Raw genomic sequence first — 21,088 nt, 5'->3', positions numbered from 1 at the left:
CTCATAGCCTGGCTGTGGAGAGTAAGGCAATTGCGCTTTGGGGTAGTTGAACGCGCTCGTATCGTTGGTCGGGTTGAGGAACGCGTCGAACAGCGGCACCTGCGTTGCATTGCCCTGAGCATCGAGCACCGTCAGCGTCTGCCCTACCAGCGAATGACCGAACCGGTAAGCTGCCGTCGCGAACTCGTGCGAGACGCGAGCATCCACTTCTGGATTGTACTCGACGAAGCCGTGCTCGCCATCACCTCTCATGCCACCAAGCAATTTGTCGGCAAAGTCGGTGTAAATAACGCGCTGATATTCAGCCTCGTTGATTATCTTAGCTGCCTGGAACAGCTCTTCAGCTGTGCCATCGAATCCGGCTTCGAGCAATCCGTTGACCTGGAAGTTATGATTCCGCGCCCAGATGGTGTGGACCGCGGTCAGTGCGATGTTCTCATTCGCCCGTCCATCACCCGCCACGTAGTGGTCGAGCAGGTTGATAAAGGGGTTGGTGTCGAGCAACAGCGCAAAGCCGCTTCCCATGAAATTAGACGTCATGGCAGGAAGCATCGACTGGTTGATAACGCCATTGTTGTCGACCAATCCGGCGAAGTACTCCTGGAAAGTCACGTTGTGGTCGCCCGGCAGCGAGCTGTCGGTGAACAGCGTGTTGTTGTTCCAGTGATGCTTAATCAGCTCACTCAGCGTGGGCAGCAGCTTGAAATTCGGATTGGATGGATCCGCTCCGCCCTCCAAAAGCTTGCCCGTAAATCCGCCCTGTCCGTCACCTTCGCGCAGGAACTGGCAGACGAGTTCGTTCGAGCCATAAGTTTGGTTCTGGTCAGCGAATGGCGATGTCTTATTGAGATGCTGCGGGATGCCATTGGCATCGATGCTGTCAACGGTGCCGCGAGTCAGGTCTGCGGGATTAGGAACCGTGCCCGGAGCGCCAATCTGGATCGTTCCGTTACCTCCCTTACCGAGGAAATCCAGACCGTGATCGAAGTACTGGCCGAAGGCCGTGAACAAGCTGTTCACATCGGCGGCGCTGCTGGACAGATTTGCTTCCTGTGCGCCAAGGGCATTGCTGATGGCACGCGGATCCAGCCCGGAGAACAGGGGGTTGATGTCGCGGTTGTGAGTCGTCTCATTGTAGGCGCCGTAGTGCGCGTCGGTGAGTCGTATGAACGGCTGATCAGCCGAACCATAGTCAAGGTGAGCACGGTTATTGCCGGTGCCTTCAAGATCGCGGATCCCGAGCGCATCGTTGTCTTCACCTCCTTCGAGCCCGTTGACGAGGTTCTTCAGGTTGGCAACATCACTGGCGGTGAGCGGGAAGGCACCGTCGCCGCCGACATCGTCATTGTCATCCGTCGACGAACCCTTGCTCGCTAAGAGGATGGGATCGGTAGGGTTCGACAGGGTGTTTATGCCGTTAGGTACTGTGCTCGTGTCCTGGCTCGGCGTAGTAAGCCTGGAACGCGACACCAGCTCAATAACCTCCTGCGCAGGCGTGCCAAACACACCATCCAGACCCGTGCCAATCACCGGGGCAGCACCTCTGTTCACTTCAACTGCGGATAAGATGTTGGCGGTCAGGTTACTGATAACCCATGGCGGCGGATCTATAACCGACCATTTCCCGGCGAATCCCACTTGAAACGAGGGATCAAACAGGCGCAGGAAGGAATGGTCTGTGGCACCAAACTTGCCTTGCCCTGTGACCAGGTTGTCAAAGCTACCATCGAAGGTACGCATACCGAATGGCACCAGAGGGTTGGCTAATATACAACTGAAGATAACAGCGTCGGTATCCTCCTGAGCTCTGGAGATTTTCTGGGGGATAAATTTCTGATAAGACTTAATGAAATCGGCCATTTTCATTTCTCTCAAAAATGAGTATGAGAAGGTACGAAAAGACGAAGCCGTTACGCGGCACTCGGATTGCGCGCCTGGAATAGGTCACTGAGCGAATAGGTAGAATGGATCCAGGCCCCGGGTGGGTCATGGAAGTTGGAAGTCAGGGTGAACGACCTAAATACCCCCTTCACTTTGTAAAAGGACAATAAGATTGACATGTTCTGCTCCCGCTGGATAATCACGGCGATTTAGCGGCTTACTTTACCAAAGTGATGGCAGGCTTCAGACAAGCAATCCCTAATATTGACTCAAGCTCAAAAGCCAACCGCTGTCAATTATTCTCAATAACTTTCAACTTTCAATTTCAACTTCAATTTTCCAATAGAAAAAATCGTCAATATTACACCACAAAAACGGACCACCGGTATTTAACCGGTCGATGCTGCGTTTATGGAATCTGATGCCCAACGTGTTGATATATATATTCACCAAGTGACTTCACAAGTCCACAAAAGGGACGAACCCCGTGTACTTGCGCGACTTTCTAATAATAAAGTATGAGTGTTGCATACGATAATCAACGCATTAGATGCTTGACAGAAATGAGGGTGTATATAAAAGTCTAAATTAAAAATAACTGCGACCAACCTCTCGAACTATTATTTATTATGATGTGCCTCATTATACTTTTGTGAAAAGTGTCACACCACAGAATTACACTCCTATTATCCATTTTTATAGCCAGATAATACATATCTGGTATTATAACTTGCGCCTACAGTAAATTATTAATAATACTGATTTTTCTGCATTTCATGGCGCATTGCGCTACCACTCCTCTGCCCTACTACAATGTTATGAGGTTGAATATTATGCATAAACGTCTGATCGTTAATCTTGCTTCATCTTTATTGTTAGGAACTGCATTAATTTCCGCCCCATTATTTGCGGCGGAAAGAACGGTGGTTAATATTTCTAAGGTTGATGGTATGCCATGGTTTAATCGCATGGGAGAAGGCGTTATTCAGGCCGGGAAAGATTTTAATCTCAATGCCTCTCAGGTTGGCCCATCAAGTACCGATGCCCCTCAGCAAGTAAAAATCATCGAAGATCTGATTGCGCGTAAAGTCAGCGCCATCACCATCGTGCCAAACGATGCCAACGTACTGGAGCCGGTGTTTAAGAAAGCTCGCGATGCCGGCATTGTGGTACTGACCAACGAATCCCCTGGGCAGCCGAGTGCCAACTGGGACGTGGAAATCATTGATAATGAAAAATTTGCCGCTGAATACGTAGAGCATATGGCCAAGCGGATGGACGGCAAAGGCGGTTACGTCATTTACGTTGGCAGCCTGACGGTTCCGCAGCACAACCTGTGGGCAGACTTGCTGGTGAAATACCAGAAAGAGCATTATCCGAATATGCATGAAGTGACCAATCGTATGCCTGTGGCAGAAAGTGTCGATGACTCACGCCGCACAACCCTTGATCTGATGAAGACTTACCCGGATCTGAAAGCCGTGGTTTCCTTTGGTTCTAACGGCCCTATCGGCGCTGGGCGTGCAGTGAAAGAAAAACGGGCGAAAAATACCCTGGCGGTATACGGCATGATGATCCCATCGCAGGCGGCATCGTTAATTAAGAGTGGCGATATCACCGAAGGGATTACTTACGATCCAGCAACTGCGGGTTACGCTCTGACGGCGGTAGCCAATACGCTGCTTGATGGTAAAGAAATCCAACCAGGCTTTGAACTCAAGGGGTTGGGGAAAGCCGACATCGATACCGAAAAACACATTATTCGTTTCCACAAAGTTCTGCTGGTTAATAAAGACAACATTAATTCACTCTATTAATCCACTTTCCGGGGCGCCTGCCGCCCCGGCTTAACCGACCAGGGGATGCTATGGAATCTTTCCTTTCCCTTCATCACGTCAGCAAAACCTTTCACGCTAACCGTGCGCTCAACGATATCAACCTCGACTTTAAGCCCGGTGAAGTCCATTGCCTGGCCGGGCAGAACGGTTGCGGCAAGTCGACGATGATTAAAATTATTTCCGGTGTTTACCGTCCCGACGACGGAGCAGAGATAACATTGGGTGGCAAGACGTGGCCAAAGCTGACACCAGCGATATCAGTAGCCCAGGGCATTCAGGTCATTTATCAGGATCTGTCGCTGTTCCCGAACCTCAGCGTGTGGGAAAACATTGCCATTAACCATTATCACCACGGCGCTCTGGTAAAGCGCCGTGAGCTGCGCCAAAGCGCCGAACGGGCGATGGCGAGTATCAATGTCACGCTACCACTTGATGTAGCGGTGGAATCCTTGTCGATTGCCCGCCGCCAGCTGGTCGCAATCTGTCGGGCACTGGCCCAGGATGCGCGGCTTATTATTATGGATGAGCCAACCGCATCACTGACGCATCATGAAGTTGAAGGCTTGCTGCACGTCGTTCGTCAGTTGCGCGACAGGGGGATCTGTGTGGTGTTCGTCAGCCATCGTCTGGAAGAGGTGATGGCGGTATCAGACCGCATCAGCGTACTTAAAGACGGCAATCTGGTGGGGACCTGGCCCGCAGCGGAGATAACCACACGCCACCTGGGCTTCCTGATGACCGGGCAAGAATTCGATTATCAGGTGCGCGAACTGCGCCAGGGTAAAGAAAGTACCCCCGTGTTGGAGGTACGTAACCTCAGCCGCCATGGAGAATATCAAGACATCTCATTGAAGGTAGAAGCTGGGGAGGTCGTGTCGATAGTCGGTCTGCTCGGTGCCGGGCGCACCGAGTTGTGCCTGAGCCTGTTTGGCATGACCCGCCCTGACAGCGGTGAGATCCTGATTAACGGCCAGCCTGCGCATCTGCGTAGTAATCAGGACGCCATTCGTCACGGTATCGGTTATGTGTCGGAAGACCGCATGTCGCGCGGGTTGGTGATGACCCAATCCATCAAGAACAACATCATCAGTACCGTTTTCCACCGGGTAAAAGCCGCGTTTGGCCTGCTAAGTGAGAGCAAAAGCCAGGAGCTGGTGGGTCGCATGGTCAATACGTTAACCATTAAAGCGCCAGACACCAACCTGCTGGTCAATACACTCTCCGGCGGTAATGCTCAGCGCGTTTCCATTGCCAAATGGTTGGCGATAACCCCGAAGCTGCTGATCCTCGACAGCCCAACGGTGGGTGTTGATATTGCCAACAAAGCCGGAATCTATCACATCATCAGCGACCTGGCCGCGCACGGTATTGCGGTGCTGATAGTCTGCGACGAGATTGAGGAGGCGTGGTATCAGAGCCACCGGATTCTGGTGATGAAGAAAGGCAGGCTGACCCACAGTTTCCTGCCGGACAGCAGCAACCAGCAACAGGTAGCGGAGGTCGTGAATGGCTAATCTGTTCAAACAACATGAGTTCTGGCTGGGTGTGCTGATTGTGGTGCTGTTCGGGCTGCTCGGCTGGCGTAGCGATGAGTTCCTCACTTTCGGCAACCTTTACGACCTGACCAATAATTACGCGATGTTGACGATCCTTGCCTGCGGGTTATTTGTGGTGCTTATCTCCGGCGGGATCGATATTTCGTTCCCGGCAATGACCATCATCGCTCAGTACGGCATGGTCGTGATGCTGCAAAAGGTGGGGGGCAATTTCGCGGTGGCCTTCTTGCTCGCGGGGGGCATCGGCATCCTGCTGGGGCTGGTGAATGCGTTGCTGGTCAACCGTCTGCGGGTCCCTTCGATAATCATCACCATTTCGACGCTGAATATCTTCTACGGCCTGCTGTTGTGGCTGAGTAAAGGCGTCTGGCTGTACGATTTCCCGCCGTGGTTTGAGCAGGGGATCATGCTGTTTAAATACACCGATTCCACCGGTTACGATTACGGTCTTGGGCTCCCGCTGTTGACGATGATCACCGTGGTGCTGTTGACCGCTTTCGTCATGAACTTTACCACTGTGGGGCGCAAGATTTACGCCATGGGAGGCAACCGCGAGTCAGCCAGCCGCATCGGTTTTAGCGTGCTTCGCTTACAACTGTTTGTTTACGGTTATATGGGGCTGATGTCTGGCGCGGCCGGAGTGGTGCAATCATGGACGGTGATGACCGTCGCACCGGACTCACTGCTTGGCTACGAACTCACGGTGCTGGCCGCGGTAGTGCTCGGCGGTACCAGCCTGATTGGTGGACGGGGAACGCTCACCGGCACACTACTCGGCGTGATTCTGCTGGCGGTGATGCAAAACGGCCTCAATTTGCTGGGGGTTTCCTCCTACTGGCAGACCCTGATTACCGGAGCGATTATCGTCGCCAGTATTAGCGCGACGGCATGGAGCCAACATCAGAACCGGAGTTTGTTATGAAAAATTTCTGGCGTAATAACGTCGAGTTTTATCTGATTGGCCTACTGCTGCTGACCGTGGTGGCGTTCAGCATCGCTATGCCACAAATCTTCTGGTCGGTCAGTAACTTCCAGTCAATCGCTTCACAAATGCCGGTGCTGGGGATCCTCGCACTGGCGATGGCGATGACCATGCTGTGCGGTGGGATTAATCTGTCGATTATCTCCACGGCTAACGCCTGCTCGCTGGTGATGGCATGGGTCGCCACGCAATATCCACCCGGCGTTGGAACAATAATAATCACTCTGCTCGCGGGAGCTGGCGCGGCGGTCATTATTGGCCTGTGTAACGGAGTGTTGATCGCAGGCATTCGGGTATCGCCGATTCTGGCCACACTGGGCATGATGACTCTGCTCAAGGGGGTCAATATCCTGATTACCGGCGGCAGCGCAATTGCTAATTACCCGCAGTGGGTACTGTGGCTGAATCACGCCCAGTGGTTCGGCATTCCGTTACCGATGTGGCTGTTTGCGGTGGTGGCTATCGGGCTTTGGGTGCTGCTGGAAAAGAGTGCCCTGGGTCGGTCAATTATGCTTATCGGCTCTAATGAGCGGGCGACGTACTATTCCGGTATCAATACCCGCAGAGTGTTGATCTGGGTCTATGTTATCTCCGCTCTGCTGTGCGCGGTGGCCGCTTTTCTGATGATGTCAAAGCTCAATTCGGCGAAAGCCTCCTATGGCGAATCTTACCTGCTGGTATCAATCCTCGCGGCAGTACTCGGTGGGGTGAATCCGGACGGTGGCAGCGGGCGAATTATCGGTATGGTATTGGCGCTGTTCCTGCTGCAGATTATTGAAAGCGGCTTCAATATTCTCGGCATCAGCCCCTATTTGACGATGGCGCTGTGGGGTGTGCTGCTGTTGTGCTTTGTCCAGGTTCGGGGGATGCTCGGGCTTGAGCAGGAAGGCTAGTCATAGAGGCCTGCTCCACGAGCAGGCCTCGAGTAAGCATTACTCCATTACGCGCAGTCGTTTAATTTTCGTCTCTTCATTATTATCGCTCGCCGCCACCAGCGTGAAATCGAAATTCACTTCTGTATGGGGCTGATTAATTTTGCGTTGTTCCGCAATCAAGGTATCGGTAATTTTAATCGGATCGGCAATCAATTCTTCGCGAGTGGCAAAAGCAAAGTCATCCCACAAATAAGCATCGCCGTTGAGGTTAATCTGTGTGGTGAGATGTTTGAACCCCGGTGCTGAAACAAAGAAGTGGACATGCGCCGGGCGATTTCCATGACGGCCTAATTCGGTCAGCAGTTTTTGAGTGGGGCCATCAGGCGGGCAACCATAACCACAAGGCACAATACTGCGCACCGCGTAGCGACCCTGCGCATCAGTCAGAATACGGCGGCGCAAGTTATATTGGCTTTGCGACTGGTCAAAGAATGAATATCCCCCGAGCGTGTTTGCATGCCAGATATCGACAACCGCACCATTAACGGGATGACCATTGGAGTCAGTTACCTGGCCCTGTAACCACATGATTTCAGCTTGCTCAGTACCGTCATCCATACGCGCATAATTCTGGCTTAATGGCGCGTTCGCCACATACAACGGCCCTTCGATGGTGCGAGGTGTGCCGACTTCGTTACCGGCGGCCGCCTCTTTTTCATCGGCACGCATATCGAGATAATGCTCAAGCCCCAAACCCGCAGCTAATAGAGCGGCCTCTTTACGCTCACCTAATTCATTCAGATAATTGACCGCTTGCCAGAACTCTTCATCGGTAATATCGAATTTATTAATTGTCTGGCAAAGGTCACCGAGCAGTTGATGCATAATCGCTTTAAAACGTTCATTCCCTTTGGCGGAAACTAATCCACTGCTCACAGCAAGTAACTTTTCTAATTCAGATGTTTTTACCGGATTAACTGTCATTTTATATTCCTCACTGTAGGGTAAGTTTGATTTATTTAAAACAGCACAGGTCTTTCTATTATTTTCGGGCGTAAAAACTCAATTTATCTTCGTCAATTTCAATTCCAAGCCCTGGCCCCTGCGGCAATCTGACCTGCCCGTGACTGAATTCCAGCGGGCTTACCACAATGTCGTCCTTGAGCAGCAATGGGCCGAACATTTCTGTACCCCACTGCATTTTGACGGTCGACCAGGCGTGTAATGAGGCAACACTGCCCAGTGTGCCTTCCAGCATCGTGCCGCCATACAAGCCAATGCCTGCCGCCTGTGCCACATGCGCCAGTTTAAGCGCTTGCACCGGCCCACCTGCTTTGGCAATTTTCAGAGCATAAGCACCGGTGAAACCACCATTCGCAAGGGCATAACCATCGTGACTGGTCGCCACGGATTCATCGGCCAGGATGGGTACGGAAAAACGCTGGCTCAGGGTGATTAAAGCTTGCCTGTCCCACATTGGCGTCGGCTGTTCTACCAGGTCGATCCCACCTTCTTGCAACTGCGTCATCCCTTTAATTGCAGTGGTGAAATCCCACGCCTGATTGACATCAACACGGATACTGACATCGCGGCCTAAGGCGGATTTGATTGCCAGCGCGTGGCGTATATCCACCTCCAGCGAGCGCGCACCAATCTTGAGTTTGAAGGTATTGTGCCGCCCTTCCTCAAGCAGGCGTTTTCCCTCTTCTATATCTTTATCGGTATCGCCACTCGCCAGTGTCCAAAGTACCGGGAGACTTTCGCTTAGCGCGCCCCCCAGCAAGGCACTTACCGGCAATCCGAGCACCTTTCCCTGCGCATCAAGAAATGCCGTTTCCAGTGCCGATTTAGCAAAGGTGTTTCCCTTCACGCTGGCGTTCATCACTTCCGCCAGTGCCGCAACGCCGCTAAAGGTTTTGCCGCACAATAAAGGGGCCAGGTAGCATTCAATGGCAGATTTAATCGCCTCCGGGCTTTCCGAACCGTAGCTCAAACCGCCGATGGTGGTGGCCTCCCCCCATCCGACAACGCCCTGCGCGCAGGTCATGCGGATGATAGTCAGCGTCTGGCATCCCATGGTGGCCATGGAAAGTTTGTGCGGCCGAATAGTCGGGATATCCACCAGCCAACAAGAGATGGATTCAATTGCGAGATTCATTAACGGCTCCTTTGGCTAAACCCGGCATCACGGCTGGGCTTGACGATGATTGTTGCGACGGCACTACACTTCAACATCGTCGCCAATACAGTGGTAACGACGGTTAAAATAGACCAAGCCGCTCGGCTGTTCGCTGACACGAATGGCCTGCACCTGACAATAAAACACCGTATGGCTGCCGACTTCGTGGCAGGTATCAATAACGCAGTCGAAGCTGGCAACTGATGAGCTCAGAACCGGCGCACCGCTGGCCATCACCTGCCAGTTATCGTGCAGAAAACGTTGTTCTGAACGCAGGCTGGCATTGGCGAAAACGCCGGACAAATCCTGATGTTCACCGGACAACACGTTGACGCATAACGCGCCGTTGTGTTTGAAATGGTCGTTGGCGAAGGAGTTGCGATTCATACAGACCAGCAGCGTCGGGGGCTGATCGGTCACGCTGCATACGGCGGATGCCGTAAAGCCGAACTTTCCCGCAGGACCATCGGTGGTGATAACAGAAACCGCACTCCCCAGTTGTGCCATCGCATTACGAAACTCAGTTTGCAGTGTCATGGGATATTCCTTACAAATCGATAATCAAACGGGCGCCTTTCGCGCGGGAACAGCACAACAGGATTTGATCACCGTCGGCTTTCTCTTCATCGGTCAGATAGCTGTCGCGATGATCCGGCTCGCCCTCCAGTACATCGGTCAGGCAACTGCCGCAAATCCCTTGTTTACAGGAGACACACACTTTCAGTCCCGCCAGTGCCAGTGCTTCGACGATACTTTGGTTTTCAGCTACCTGGACGGTGATTCCGCTGGCAGCCGCCACCACTTCAAATGCCTTGCCCTGAATCTGGACGTCGGCGCTAAAACATTCCTGATGAATCTGTTGCGCCTGGTAATTCAGGGTTTTAGCAGTCTCATTGACCGCATCCATTAATCGTGTCGGACCGCAGACATAAACATGGGTATTCGGTGGCACATCGCTAAGCACCGCTGAAAGATTCAGGCGCTGCTCGTCACTAAAATGCAGCTGAACCTTTTCGGCATATGGCGCACTTTCCAGCTGCGTGATAAACGCGGCTCCCGAACGTGAACGGCTCGAATAATGCAGAGCAAAAGAGCGCCCGGCGGCGTGCAGTTCTGCGGCCATCGCCAGCATCGGTGTGATGCCAATCCCGCCGCCAATCAGCAGGTTATGTGCCGCACTCGGCTCCAGAGCAAACAGATTGCGTGGCACACTGACCTGCAGTTCATCGCCTTCACGCAGGGTATGTACTGCCAACGATCCGCCCTGAGATTGGCTGTCTTTCAGAATACCCAGTTGGTAGTGCTGGCGGTTTTTTGGGTCGCCACACAGTGAATAAGGGCGCACCAAATCTTCACTCAGATGCAGGTCGATATGCGCACCCGCGCTGTATTCTGGAAGCTCAAGGCCATCGGCGTGGGCAAGCGTAAGTAGCACCACATCGCCCTGTAATTCGCGCTTAATAATTTGCAAAGTCAGCATGTCACCTCCTTAACGCATAAACAGACCACCGTTGATGTCCCAGGTTGCCCCGGTGACAAACGATGCCTGTTCAGACGCCAACAATGCCACGGCCTGAGCGACAAACTCGGCCTCACCTAGCTTGCCGACTGGGATCATCTGTAATAACCCAGCCATTTTTTCTTCCGGTACCAACGCATGAACCGAAGGCAAATCCATTGGACCTGGGGCAATCGCATTGACGGTGACGCCGGATTTACTCAGCTCACGGGCAAAGATTTTTGTCAGGGTCAAAATGCCGCCTTTCGATGCCGCGTAATGCGCACCCGATGCCGTACCGCCATTTTGCCCAGCGAGGGATGCGAGGTTGATGATGCGACCGTAACCCTGTTTGGCGAAGTAGCGCCCCAGCGTTTGGCAACCGACAAACGTGCCGCGCAGATTGGTGGAAATCACCCGATCAAACTCATCAACGGTGATGTCCATCACTGGCGTTGCCAGTGTGAGTGCGGCGTTATTGACTAACACTTGCAGGCTGCCAAAGCGTTCAACACAGGCCGCCAGTGCGTGTTCAAAATCCTGCGGCTGGCGAATATCCAGACCCACCGCCAGCACCTTGCCCTGGCCGTTATCCAGACGGTCTGCCGCCTGTTGTGCACGTTCCCGGCTCACGTCCGACAGCACCACCTGGAAACCCTGCTCCAGAAGATATTGGGCGATGACATTTCCAAGACCGGCAGCAGCACCTGTGACTAATACGGTTTGTGTCATGAGTCGCTCCTTAAAGGATGTAACCAATGCTGTGCAGCACGTCGTCGCTGTTGATCAAGCGAATCACTTTTTGTTTGATTCGCAACGTGTCGCCCAGCACTTGCAAGTGCCAAGTAATGTCTGCGGCATAGTGACGGCTGTGGCCTTTACGATGCTCCCAAAGCGATTGCGCCCCGCGCACCACAATCACGTCATCGTGCGATTCCAGCAGGCGAAAACGCGAGAGCGTACGCATCGTTCTGGCGCGAGGTGTTGTGGAAATCGACTCGCCGCTATACAGGCGTTTCACGCGTCGGGCACGCATCTCATGATCGTCACAGGCATAGTTCAGCGTGTTTTTAAAATCCGTCTCTTGAGGATCGATAGGCACCACGTAAAGCCCGTCGTGCTGCCATAACTCCAGCCAGGCGTTAAATTCGCCCTGGTCGAGCAGATCGCCTTCAAGGTTAATCAGCGTCATTGCGGCCATCAGTTCAGAATCTGGCGTGGTCATTTATTCCGCCTCCGTCATCAGTTTTTTCCACATCTGGTAAGCCGCGCGCATGCCGGTTTCGGCACTGACATCGCTGCGCAAACCATCATCGGTACGGTATTCCCCTGCCAGCCCGCGGTTGAGCATGATCCAAAGGTCATTACCTGAGGTCGCACCTCGTTGTACACGCTCCCACGCTTCGGAGTCGTCCGGTGTGCCAAAGCCCATCGGCCCCTGGAAGTGTTCATGCATACGTAACCTTGCCTGGTTGGCGATTTCCGGACCGCCATCCATCATGATGACGGCGTGATGGATTTCAGTTTCATTGACAGAAATTGGCTGCAGGACGCGGAAAAACGCCATCGAACAGGCAATATTCGGGAAGATATTGAGGTTAAAGCCAGAGCCGCCGACAGCACGCACAATGCGGCGTACTTGCTGCTCGTCGTGATCCTGACGCAGCGCATCGGCCAGTTCGGTAAAACGCTCGGGAATTGGCGCATCAAGATTGGCATCAAGGTCCACAAGCTCTGGGATCATCACCATCACACTGTGGCCGTTACCCAAATCTTCGACGTAACCACTGCCATCGACAAAGTTCAGCATCTCTTCGGTCTGCTTATCGACAGAGCTTAAGAACGAGCGATGCACCACCGGGAAGTGATAGCCATCTGTGGTGTTTTCTAGCTGGATTTTCCAGTTGCCCGGGAAGCGGAAACGATGCGCAGGCCCGGTTTTAATCGGGAAACCCGCCCCCTGTTTCATAAACAAGTCCATCCACTTCTTAGCGGTACCGAGGAAATCTTCCAGCGGTTCAATCTGGTCATTGAAAGTGGCAAAAATCATTCCGGCGTACTGTTCTGTACGCAGTGACACCAGCCCTAACTCGCCCTTTTCCAGTTGGTCGGCATAGCTTTCAGGATGTGGCACGCCGCGCAGGGTGCCGTCCAGCGCATAACCCCAACCGTGATACGGGCAAACGAAACTGTTGGTTTTACCGGTGCGGTGCTCGCAAACGGTGGCGGCGCGGTGTCGGCAACGGTTCAGTAGCGTATGAACAGTGCCTTTACGGTCACGCACCACAATCACCGGCTGAGTGCCGATTTCGGTGGTTTTAAAACTGCCGGTTTCAGGGATTTCACTGGTGTGCGCCACCCAAACCCAGGTTTTAGTGAAAATTCTGTCCAGCTCGAGCTGGAATAGCGCATCGGAGTTATACAGCGAGGTGTGCACCCGATCGTGCTGCACTAAGGCGGCAATTTCCGCGCAGTCAGGTACCGCAGGTGCTGTGGTATCAATATTTTTTATGTTGATGATGTTGTTGTCACAATGCATGTCCAATCTCCTGCCGGTCTTCGGCTGTCTATTTTTTATCCGGCACCGGGAGTTCATCCGCAGCACTCCAGTGGTTTACCGGGCGGCTGAACAGGTTGCGCGTCGTAAAATGGTGGATACGCATACCGCTTGCTTCGCGGCAAAATTCCACGTTAATTTCCGCAGCATTGAGATGTGCCCCACCGGCAGTAAACTCGGAGGTTTGCAACATCAGCCAGCGGCCATAGAGCTTGCCGTCGGCCTGCTGGCTGAGTGCTTCAGAGCAAAGAAAATGGGCATTCATGGCAAAATGCGCAGGGGTCCGGACATAACCTGCCATCATGGCCACAATCGCCTCACGTCCCAGATGTCTCCCCAGTCGCGCGGCATAAGGCTCGCCTACCCCTTCCCAGCAAGCATCAACGGTAAACAGCTCACCAATGGCTTGAACCGTCGCAACACTATCGAGCTTGTCGCACAGCCACATGTAGTTGCTGATACAAACCCGTGCCGCCTGCTGGTCTTCGAGTTGCTGTAAACGCTGCGCGTCCTGTGAGTTCATCATCGACTCCGTTAGCCCTGAATAATCAGCTCGCGCCCAACGCGCGCTTCGATTTTGCAGTACTTCCACAATTTGCTGCCGCTATCACCCACCGGTGTGGTGCGGAACAAGTTGCACACCGCCGCGACGTTTTCCAGCGCGTCAGCATCTGCCAGGATGTAAGTGGTCCATGGCGCGGTGGTCGACGGGCCAACCATCAACTGGTCATCATCCATATTGCCGATGACGCGGATACCTGGGGTTTCTTCAACCCCTTTCATCATCACGCCAAAAGCGCCCCACACTTGTTTTGCTTCAACCGGGCTTGCATCGAAAAAGTTCTGATTAACCCCGATGCAAAACAGCACACGTAATTTGTTTGTCTGGCTCATCTGTTGCTCCTTTAGAAAAAAATCACAGGTAACCCGGTAGCGGTTTGCCACCGAAAAAGACCGTACCGGCGTTGAGATAAGAGAGGTCGCCCATAAAGGCGTGTTGTGTAATCACCATGGTGTCGCGGACATAACGCTGTAATGGGCTGGTCATGGTGACGCCGCCCATGCCATTGAGTGAGAGCGCCTGGCGTGCCACTTCTGCCGCCACACGGGTGACGTGGGTGGAAGAAAGTCGTAAGGCGTTGATTTGTTCCTGATTGGCCACATCGCCCGCCAACAAACTCTGCCAAACCTCGTCAATCGCCTCGTAAAACCAGGCACGCGCCGAGCGCAGGTCGGCTTCACAACGGGCAATTTGCATCTGTGCCTGCGGTCTTTCGGCAAGCTTAGGTGCGCCAGTGACCGACTGCTGGCGATGCGCGATATGATAGATTTCATTGAGTGCTGCCCGTGCCACACCGAGTGCCACCACCGACAGCACTTGAGTGGCGAGAGAAAGCACCGGATAGCGATACAACGCCCCTTCCAGATTCAGTGCGCCGCCGCGAATAAAGGTCCACTCCTGCGGGACAAACGCGTCGTTGACCAGCAGGTCGTGGCTGCCGGTTCCAGCCAGCCCAACGGTGTCCCAGACCGGGTCAATCTGCACATATTCCCGTGGCAGTACCGCCATACGCGGCAGAGCTTTTTCTTCGTCAGGCTGGATACCGACACCAAAGACCGATGCCCCCATGCTGCCGCTGGCAAAACTCCAGCGTCCACTCACGCGATAACCGCCATCGGCCTGCATCGCTTTGTGCGTGGGGTAAATACCCCCGGCAAACACCACATCAGGCCCGTTGCGGTATAACTCTTTCAATGTATCAGGCGGCAAAGCCCCGAGGTAAAACGGGCTCATGCCAAAACTTGCCACCCAACCCGCCGAACCATCGGCCGTCGCAATCTGCTCAATGAGTTCGCAAAACTGGGCTGGAGAACATTCATCACCGCCGTAAATTTTCGGCACTAGCGCGCGATAAACCCCTACCTGTTTAAAACGCGTAATGATGTCTTCAGAAATATGGCGCTGATGCTCAAAATCGGCGCTACGTGTCGTCACTTCACTCAGTAGCGGAACAAGCTCTTCACGGACGTTTACGACAGACATGGCGAACTCCCAAAGTAAGAGGGTGCAATGGGTGGATGGCGCTATTGCTTATCCACCTGACAAAACCACTGAGCGGCTTGAATCAACAAGCCATCTCGCCCTTTGCCCGCAACCAGTTGTAATGCAACCGGGCGGCCATGTAGTTCACCCACAGGCAATGTCAGCGCCGGGTGCCCACTGAGATTGAAAGGCCGCACCAGGCGAGTCAGGTTGACCACACTGAGTGAGTCTTCGGCTTCTTGTAGCGTAGGAGGCAGCTCCGGCAAGGTTGCCAGCGCCAGTAAAGGGGTATGTTCGAGTAACGCATCCACCTGCTCGGTGAACTGGTGGCGGACACGTTCGGCATCCGCGAGCGAAGCAGGATCCACATCGTTACCCGCACGAATGCGACTCGCCACATCTGGCGAAACCGCGTCACTGCTCAGCAGTGGGCTAAACGCCTGCCAGTTTTCGTAGCTGATAATCGCCAGCCCTGCACGGTGTGCATCGGCAAGCATTGGCAGTGTTGAATGGCGTGGACGAATGCCTAATTGTTCCAGAAACTTGAGGATAAGCGCGTCAATTTCAGGCAAGGCCGCAGGGACAAAGGCCACTTCCGGCAACGCGGTTATTGGCTCACCCACGGGAATTGAAAGATGCGTGGCAACCTGGCGCAGCACCGTGGCGTTGCGGGCAAAAATGCCGACGCAATCCAGCGAACTGTGCGCCGGTAAAACCCCTTTGCGGCTGAGAACGCCGAAACCCGGTTTCAATCCGAGGATCCCGCAACAGGCTGCTGGCATACGTACCGAGCCACCGGTATCGGTTCCCAGCGAAAAATCAACCTCACCCGATGCCACCACCGCGGCGGAACCGCTTGATGAACCGCCAGGGATCAACGATGGGAAGTGCGGATTAACCGGCGTTCCACTCCAGGCGTTAATGCCTGTCACACCGAATGCCAATTCATGCAGCGTGGTTTTACCGGTCAGCACACAGCGCTTGCCGAGTAACGTCTCAACGACGCTGGCATGCTGGCGGGCAACCGGGGCTGCCGCGAGCGCCGGACACCCGGCACGAGTGCGGTAACCGGCGATATCCAGCGTGTCTTTTACTGCAAAGCGGAGTTCACCCTCACCGAGGACAAATTGCTCAACGTAACCATTGCTCTCACAAATACGCTTCATAATTAATACCTTAATCAGATAATGCGAATCACATTAAGCAAGCAGTTATCGCTGCTTTTTCGTTCTGAGTGAAGATTAATCAATAATGGAATATTTAGATGAAAATTCAAGTAATATTTCACGTAAATTTTACGAGGAATTAACATGGAATTAACTGAATTTAACAAATGTAAATGGATTTATGCTGATGAATTAATAAGGAAAAAATCGGAAAAAGACAAAAAAGTCGTCATGAGAATTCAGGACGACGAGTGGATAAAAAACATTTATTTTACAGAGGGTTGAATGAAAGGTTTAACGCGATCACAAATTTGTCATTCTGTCGATTTGGTCAGAGCTCGTTGAGGTTATCCAGCACTTTTCTCAGTGAAAGGTTCATTTTTTCCACCTGCGAAACGCTCATGCCCTTAAAGCCTTTCTCAAAAACTTTATCTGCCAGACGGTAGGCTTCTTCCACTTTTTCTTGCCCAACAGCGGTCAACATCACTTCCGTTACGCGGGCATCTTGTTCACTGCTGGCCGTGGTGACCAAACCCTCATCGCGAAGACGGCCCACTATTTTGGTCACGGTGGGCATTTTGACCATGGCGTATTCGGAGATTTGCGAAATGCTGGCCTTGCCGTACTGGTGCGTGACCATCAAGACCCGAAACCCGGAAACGTCTAATTGCACCTTTTTCAGCGTAATTTCCATGATTTGGGTGTAGCGGGAGTAGACGTTGACTATCCAGAAAAACGGGAACTCTTCACGGTGAAAATCGGTATTCGCAGGCTGAACATCCGATGTTTTTTTTAGGTTACTCATCAAGTTCCTTAGCGAAAAAATCTTAGATTTAGCGATTATACCCAAAATAATTCGCGTTGTGTGATGGCGGCAAGAGAGCGAGTCCCGATGAGTTTACTGTAGTCAGTGATTTGGGCGAGCAAACGTGGCCAACGCACCCACAACTTGAAGTATGACGGGTTTATACCTGCTAAACCCTGGCGGCTATAGCGCTTCGGGCAGAGCCATTGTTCAATCCCGGTTTTTGGGCGATTACCGCACACTTAATGATTCATAAATGCCACGTAATTAACATTTATGTATCATTTATTGAACATCGTATTGACATCCATTCCCCCTCTTTCCTATACGTTAGCGCAGGTGTTTGCGTTGGCTGGTACGGCAGTACTCGATCCACGACAAACCGAACTCACAATCCTAATCAGCATTGTCTGGAGCTCTTAATGACCGAAAACTCTTCTCTGGAACAGGCTCGCTCCGAGGTTTTGGCCCCGCCATCGCCAGTCGATATACCGCTGGATCCACGGCAACAAGCGGTGATTAAAAAGTTATTTCGTCGGTTGATCATCTTCTTGTTTGTGCTGTTTGTTTTTTCGTATCTGGACCGCATCAATATTGGCTTTGCCGGTTTGACCATGGGTAAAGATCTGGGTCTTACCAGCACCATGTTTGGCTTTGCGACCACGTTGTTTTATGTGATGTATGTTTTCTGCGGCGTGCCGAGTAACGTCATGCTGAGCATTGTCGGCGCACGGCGTTGGATTGCCGTTTTGATGGTGGTCTGGGGGATTGCGTCCACCGCCACCATGTTTGCCACCGGCCCGGGGAGTCTTTACGTTTTGCGTATGCTGGTAGGGATTGCTGAAGCCGGGTTCTTACCGGGTTTGTTGCTCTATTTAACCTACTGGTTCCCGGCACAATATCGTGGACGGGCGAATGCGCTATTCATGATTGCTATGCCCGTTACCATGGCTTTAGGTTCACTCGCTTCCGGCTACATCCTCAACCTGGATGGCGTGCTCAATCTTAAAGGCTGGCAATGGCTGTTCCTGCTCGAAGGCTTCCCGTCGGTACTGTTAGGGGTGGTTGTGTGGGTCTGGCTCGATGATTCACCGGCGAAAGCTAAATGGCTGACCGACGACGATAAAGCCTGTCTGAACGAGATGATGGAAGCCGACAAGCTGAATATTCCGAAGTCACAACACAGTGCCAATATTGGCCCGACGACCCATCGCAGCATGCTGCGGGAATTATTTACGCCAGTCATTATGCTTTATACGCTGGCCTATTTTTGCCTCACCAACACCTTAAGCGCATTGAGTGTCTGGACGCCGCTTATCCTGCGTAGTTTTAATGAGCAAAGTAATAACATCACCATTGGTTTACTCAGTGCTGTCCCGCAAATTTGTACCATTGTCGGGATGATTTGGTGGAGTAAGCGTTCCGACCGCTTTAATGAACGTAAACTTCACACCCTGTTGCCGTATCTGTTTGCCGCCGCAGGCTGGATATTAACCGCCTCAAGCACCCACCCGATGCTGCAATTGACCGGGATCGTGATGGCCTCAACGGGTGCTTTTGCCGCGATGGTTATTTTTTGGACCACACCTGATCAATCCATCTCTTTGCAAGCCCGCGCCCTTGGCATTGCGGTGATCAACGCTACCGGCATGACAGGTGCGGCGTTGGGACCACTGTTAATGGGCTGGATGAAAGATGTCACCGGTAATTTCAACGCGGGTATTTACATGGTTGCCGGGTTCCTGGTGTTGGGTGCCTTTGTCATTTCATTGATTCCAATGAAAAAAATGGCGTAAAGAAACAGTATCTAACCGCTTTATTTTGGTGAAAAAAAGCCCGATCTGCACTGTGCAGTATCGGGCTTTTTACCTTTCAGGGTTGAGTGCGGTCGCCACCGAAGGTGTTCCCTTTCGGGTTTCATGGCATTGATTACAGTATAAATATTTTCGTTATCTCTTGAGCCGTTAGGCTAAACTAAGCAAATAGCTCGCCTGGTAGAAGAACCGTCATAAACATAATGAAATCATCAGCAATGATTAGAACGGGACGGACATTGTGGCAAGAAAGAAAATAATCGACGCGCTTACCACTTCAGGGATATCCGATGAGACTTAATCGCTATTTTGCTTTTGCCCTTTGCCCTTTGCTATTGCTCGGAGCCACCGCACACGCCGAAGTTGATCTCGGTTCTTTACAGCTGTTCTCAGAAGACAACGACACCAGCCCAATCCCTAAAGGCCTGGTGTTGGGTGGCACCGTGATTCACGGTAGCGCCCGCTATGAAGCGCAAAAAGATGAGAATTATGTCATCCCCGGTGCGCTCTATTTTGGCGATCAGTTCATGTATCTGGGCGATCGTGCTCGTTATTACTTTCATGTTGACGATACCTTCGCAGCCTACGCTTACGGCAGATATCGTTTTGGTAATCTTGATCCTGATGATGAAGATGCCTTCGATGGTATGCATAAACGCAAGTCACAGTTTGAAGCAGGTGCAGGCGGAACGCTGATTACACCTTATGCGTTGCTGACTGCGCGATTTAGCTCTGATGTGACCGGCCGCAGCAATGGCCAGGAGTTGCTACTGTGGGCCGACTTCCCGATCATTCAAGGGCCATTGCTGGTTATGCCGGGCATGGGGTTGATGATTCGCAGCGATAAAATGGCGAACTATTACTTCGGTGGCGTTTCGCAAAGCGAAGCCACAGCGAGTCGCCCGGAATGGGATACCGGCACCACTTACTCACCGATGGCCGCCGTGATTACCACTTATCGCTTTAATCCCAATTGGGTGGGGATGTTTGCCGCCAACTACGAATTATATGACAAAGATATCGCAGACAGCCCTATCGTTCAGCACAGCGGGGAAGTGTATGCAATGCTTGCAGTGGGTTATATCTGGTAGCGTGATTGGCCCAAGGAACCGCAATGCTTAAAGAAAACTTCAATGAACTCCAGATCTTCCTCGTCGTTGCCAGGGAGAGGAGTTTCACCAAAGCGGCGGGGAAACTGGGCGTTTCACAATCGGCATTAAGCCATGCGGTGAAAGCCCTGGAAGAACGGTTAAACGTCAGGCTTCTGACCCGCACGACTCGCAGTGTTGCCCCCACCCAAATCGGTGAACGGCTCATCGCAAGCCTCGAGCCTCGCCTTGCGGATCTTGAGAGCGAACTGGAAAGCATTCTGCAATTAAATGGCAGCGCATCAGGCAATATTAAGCTTTCTGCTGGGGAACATTCAGCACGTAAACTGCTCTGGCCGAAGCTTAAACCGTTCCTCAAACAGTACCCGGATATTAATGTCGAGCTGGTGGTTGATAACGGCTTTGTGAACATTGTTGAGGGCCGTTTCGATGCCGGGATTCGCCTGGGTGAAAGTGTTGATAAAGACATGGTGGCGGTGAGAATCGGGCCGGATCTGCGCATGCTGGTGGTGGGTTCACCTGAATATCTGCAGTCACATGGGGTGCCACAAACGCCGCATGAATTACAGAATCATCGCTGTATTAACATGCGCTTACCCACGGCTGGCGGGTTGTATCATTGGGAGTTTGAAAAAGAAGGTAAGCCACTGCGCGTGCGTGTCGAAGGGCAGCTGACTTTTAATCTCCTTTCCGAAAGGATAGACGCCGTACTGTCTGGATTCGGATTGGCCTGCGTCCCTGATGATATGGTTCAGGACGAGTTGAAATCAGGGGAATTGGTGCA

The 21,088-nt window shown here is 52.5% G+C and carries 21 protein-coding genes; 7 read left to right on the top strand and 14 right to left on the bottom strand.

The window, feature by feature from the left end:
* Nucleotides 1-1,860: peroxidase family protein (locus VJY99_RS00135; RefSeq protein ID WP_324115173.1), on the bottom strand; the 1,860-nt coding region annotated here is incomplete at its 3' end.
* An 854-nt stretch (nt 1,861-2,714) separates the two neighbouring features.
* Between VJY99_RS00135 and VJY99_RS00130 the strand changes: the two genes are divergently transcribed.
* From VJY99_RS00130 to VJY99_RS00115, 4 genes are read left to right on the top strand one after another with little or no spacing between them, the layout of a single operon-like run.
* Nucleotides 2,715-3,698 (top strand): autoinducer 2 ABC transporter substrate-binding protein, encoded by a 984-nt coding sequence (locus VJY99_RS00130; protein WP_324115171.1) that lies wholly within the window; start codon nt 2,715-2,717, stop codon nt 3,696-3,698.
* Between the two features lie 50 nt (nt 3,699-3,748).
* Nucleotides 3,749-5,233 (top strand): sugar ABC transporter ATP-binding protein, encoded by a 1,485-nt coding sequence (locus VJY99_RS00125; protein WP_324115170.1) that lies wholly within the window; start codon nt 3,749-3,751, stop codon nt 5,231-5,233.
* Nucleotides 5,226-6,197 carry an ABC transporter permease gene (locus VJY99_RS00120; protein WP_324115168.1) on the top strand — a complete coding sequence of 324 codons (972 nt, stop codon included), beginning with the start codon at nt 5,226-5,228 and terminating at the stop codon, nt 6,195-6,197. The genes VJY99_RS00125 and VJY99_RS00120 overlap by 8 nt, the downstream gene beginning before the upstream one ends.
* Nucleotides 6,194-7,150, top strand: a complete 957-nt coding sequence (locus tag VJY99_RS00115; protein WP_324115166.1) for an ABC transporter permease — start codon at nt 6,194-6,196, stop codon at nt 7,148-7,150. Before VJY99_RS00120 ends, VJY99_RS00115 begins: the two co-directional genes overlap by 4 nt.
* Nucleotides 7,151-7,189: 39 nt before the next feature.
* On the opposite strand, the gene catA is transcribed toward VJY99_RS00115, so the two are convergent.
* The 13 genes from catA to VJY99_RS00050 all read right to left on the bottom strand — a co-directional run bounded on the left by catA (nt 7,190) and on the right by VJY99_RS00050 (nt 17,623).
* Nucleotides 7,190-8,116, bottom strand: a complete 927-nt coding sequence (catA, locus tag VJY99_RS00110; protein WP_324115164.1) for a catechol 1,2-dioxygenase — start codon at nt 8,114-8,116, stop codon at nt 7,190-7,192.
* Nucleotides 8,117-8,174: 58 nt separating this feature from the next.
* Nucleotides 8,175-9,290 (bottom strand): muconate/chloromuconate family cycloisomerase, encoded by a 1,116-nt coding sequence (locus VJY99_RS00105; RefSeq protein ID WP_324115163.1) that lies wholly within the window; start codon nt 9,288-9,290, stop codon nt 8,175-8,177.
* 63 nt (nt 9,291-9,353) lie between these two features.
* Nucleotides 9,354-9,848, bottom strand: a complete 495-nt coding sequence (locus VJY99_RS00100; protein ID WP_324115161.1) for a flavin reductase — start codon at nt 9,846-9,848, stop codon at nt 9,354-9,356.
* A 10-nt stretch (nt 9,849-9,858) separates the two neighbouring features.
* Nucleotides 9,859-10,791 carry a PDR/VanB family oxidoreductase gene (locus VJY99_RS00095; RefSeq protein WP_324115160.1) on the bottom strand — a complete coding sequence of 311 codons (933 nt, stop codon included), beginning with the start codon at nt 10,789-10,791 and terminating at the stop codon, nt 9,859-9,861.
* A gap of 9 nt (nt 10,792-10,800) precedes the next feature.
* A complete protein-coding gene (locus tag VJY99_RS00090) occupies nt 10,801-11,541 on the bottom strand; it encodes an SDR family NAD(P)-dependent oxidoreductase (protein WP_324115158.1) in 741 nt (246 codons plus the stop codon).
* A gap of 10 nt (nt 11,542-11,551) precedes the next feature.
* Nucleotides 11,552-12,034 (bottom strand): aromatic-ring-hydroxylating dioxygenase subunit beta, encoded by a 483-nt coding sequence (locus tag VJY99_RS00085; protein WP_324115156.1) that lies wholly within the window; start codon nt 12,032-12,034, stop codon nt 11,552-11,554.
* Nucleotides 12,035-13,348 (bottom strand): aromatic ring-hydroxylating dioxygenase subunit alpha, encoded by a 1,314-nt coding sequence (locus tag VJY99_RS00080; RefSeq protein WP_324115155.1) that lies wholly within the window; start codon nt 13,346-13,348, stop codon nt 12,035-12,037. It abuts the gene before it with no gap.
* A gap of 28 nt (nt 13,349-13,376) precedes the next feature.
* Complete coding sequence (locus VJY99_RS00075) at nt 13,377-13,892, bottom strand: nuclear transport factor 2 family protein (RefSeq protein ID WP_324115153.1); 516 nt, start codon at nt 13,890-13,892, stop codon at nt 13,377-13,379.
* An 8-nt stretch (nt 13,893-13,900) separates the two neighbouring features.
* On the bottom strand, nt 13,901-14,260 hold the full coding sequence (locus tag VJY99_RS00070) for an IacB protein (RefSeq protein ID WP_324115151.1): 360 nt from the start codon (nt 14,258-14,260) through the stop codon (nt 13,901-13,903).
* A gap of 22 nt (nt 14,261-14,282) precedes the next feature.
* Complete coding sequence (locus VJY99_RS00065) at nt 14,283-15,410, bottom strand: acyl-CoA dehydrogenase family protein (protein ID WP_324115149.1); 1,128 nt, start codon at nt 15,408-15,410, stop codon at nt 14,283-14,285.
* A 41-nt stretch (nt 15,411-15,451) separates the two neighbouring features.
* Nucleotides 15,452-16,576, bottom strand: a complete 1,125-nt coding sequence (locus tag VJY99_RS00060; protein ID WP_324115148.1) for an amidase — start codon at nt 16,574-16,576, stop codon at nt 15,452-15,454.
* Between the two features lie 331 nt (nt 16,577-16,907).
* Complete coding sequence (locus VJY99_RS00055; protein WP_324115146.1) at nt 16,908-17,381, bottom strand: MarR family winged helix-turn-helix transcriptional regulator; 474 nt, start codon at nt 17,379-17,381, stop codon at nt 16,908-16,910.
* A gap of 35 nt (nt 17,382-17,416) precedes the next feature.
* Nucleotides 17,417-17,623 (bottom strand): hypothetical protein, encoded by a 207-nt coding sequence (locus tag VJY99_RS00050; protein ID WP_324115144.1) that lies wholly within the window; start codon nt 17,621-17,623, stop codon nt 17,417-17,419.
* Nucleotides 17,624-17,803: 180 nt separating this feature from the next.
* On the opposite strand from VJY99_RS00050, the gene hpaX reads away from it, so the two are divergent.
* From hpaX to VJY99_RS00035, 3 genes are all read left to right on the top strand, one after another.
* On the top strand, nt 17,804-19,177 hold the full coding sequence (hpaX, locus tag VJY99_RS00045) for a 4-hydroxyphenylacetate permease (RefSeq protein WP_324115142.1): 1,374 nt from the start codon (nt 17,804-17,806) through the stop codon (nt 19,175-19,177).
* A 308-nt stretch (nt 19,178-19,485) separates the two neighbouring features.
* Nucleotides 19,486-20,286, top strand: coding sequence for a MipA/OmpV family protein (locus tag VJY99_RS00040; protein WP_324115140.1), 801 nt, complete (start codon nt 19,486-19,488; stop codon nt 20,284-20,286).
* 23 nt (nt 20,287-20,309) lie between these two features.
* Nucleotides 20,310-21,088, top strand: a 779-nt coding sequence (locus VJY99_RS00035) for a LysR family transcriptional regulator (RefSeq protein WP_324115138.1), incomplete at its 3' end; no start/stop codon positions are given.

Source organism: Buttiauxella sp. (assembly GCF_035271705.1).
Lineage (GTDB): Bacteria > Pseudomonadota > Gammaproteobacteria > Enterobacterales > Enterobacteriaceae > Buttiauxella.
Note: the sequence above shows the minus strand (reverse complement) of the source record. Positions and strands in the feature narration are given on the sequence as shown.

What these genes read in the sequence shown, in the direction of transcription:
- VJY99_RS00130 (WP_324115171.1), top strand. Translation starts at nt 2,715, where the DNA reads ATGCATAAACGTCTGATCGTTAATCTTGCTTCATCTTTATTGTTAGGA.
- VJY99_RS00125 (WP_324115170.1), top strand. Translation starts at nt 3,749, where the DNA reads ATGGAATCTTTCCTTTCCCTTCATCACGTCAGCAAAACCTTTCACGCT.
- VJY99_RS00120 (WP_324115168.1), top strand. Translation starts at nt 5,226, where the DNA reads ATGGCTAATCTGTTCAAACAACATGAGTTCTGGCTGGGTGTGCTGATT.
- VJY99_RS00115 (WP_324115166.1), top strand. Translation starts at nt 6,194, where the DNA reads ATGAAAAATTTCTGGCGTAATAACGTCGAGTTTTATCTGATTGGCCTA.
- catA (WP_324115164.1), bottom strand. Translation starts at nt 8,116, where the DNA reads ATGACAGTTAATCCGGTAAAAACATCTGAATTAGAAAAGTTACTTGCT.
- VJY99_RS00105 (WP_324115163.1), bottom strand. Translation starts at nt 9,290, where the DNA reads ATGAATCTCGCAATTGAATCCATCTCTTGTTGGCTGGTGGATATCCCG.
- VJY99_RS00100 (WP_324115161.1), bottom strand. Translation starts at nt 9,848, where the DNA reads ATGACACTGCAAACTGAGTTTCGTAATGCGATGGCACAACTGGGGAGT.
- VJY99_RS00095 (WP_324115160.1), bottom strand. Translation starts at nt 10,791, where the DNA reads ATGCTGACTTTGCAAATTATTAAGCGCGAATTACAGGGCGATGTGGTG.
- VJY99_RS00090 (WP_324115158.1), bottom strand. Translation starts at nt 11,541, where the DNA reads ATGACACAAACCGTATTAGTCACAGGTGCTGCTGCCGGTCTTGGAAAT.
- VJY99_RS00085 (WP_324115156.1), bottom strand. Translation starts at nt 12,034, where the DNA reads ATGACCACGCCAGATTCTGAACTGATGGCCGCAATGACGCTGATTAAC.
- VJY99_RS00080 (WP_324115155.1), bottom strand. Translation starts at nt 13,348, where the DNA reads ATGCATTGTGACAACAACATCATCAACATAAAAAATATTGATACCACA.
- VJY99_RS00075 (WP_324115153.1), bottom strand. Translation starts at nt 13,892, where the DNA reads ATGATGAACTCACAGGACGCGCAGCGTTTACAGCAACTCGAAGACCAG.
- VJY99_RS00070 (WP_324115151.1), bottom strand. Translation starts at nt 14,260, where the DNA reads ATGAGCCAGACAAACAAATTACGTGTGCTGTTTTGCATCGGGGTTAAT.
- VJY99_RS00065 (WP_324115149.1), bottom strand. Translation starts at nt 15,410, where the DNA reads ATGTCTGTCGTAAACGTCCGTGAAGAGCTTGTTCCGCTACTGAGTGAA.
- VJY99_RS00060 (WP_324115148.1), bottom strand. Translation starts at nt 16,576, where the DNA reads ATGAAGCGTATTTGTGAGAGCAATGGTTACGTTGAGCAATTTGTCCTC.
- VJY99_RS00055 (WP_324115146.1), bottom strand. Translation starts at nt 17,381, where the DNA reads ATGAGTAACCTAAAAAAAACATCGGATGTTCAGCCTGCGAATACCGAT.
- hpaX (WP_324115142.1), top strand. Translation starts at nt 17,804, where the DNA reads ATGACCGAAAACTCTTCTCTGGAACAGGCTCGCTCCGAGGTTTTGGCC.
- VJY99_RS00040 (WP_324115140.1), top strand. Translation starts at nt 19,486, where the DNA reads ATGAGACTTAATCGCTATTTTGCTTTTGCCCTTTGCCCTTTGCTATTG.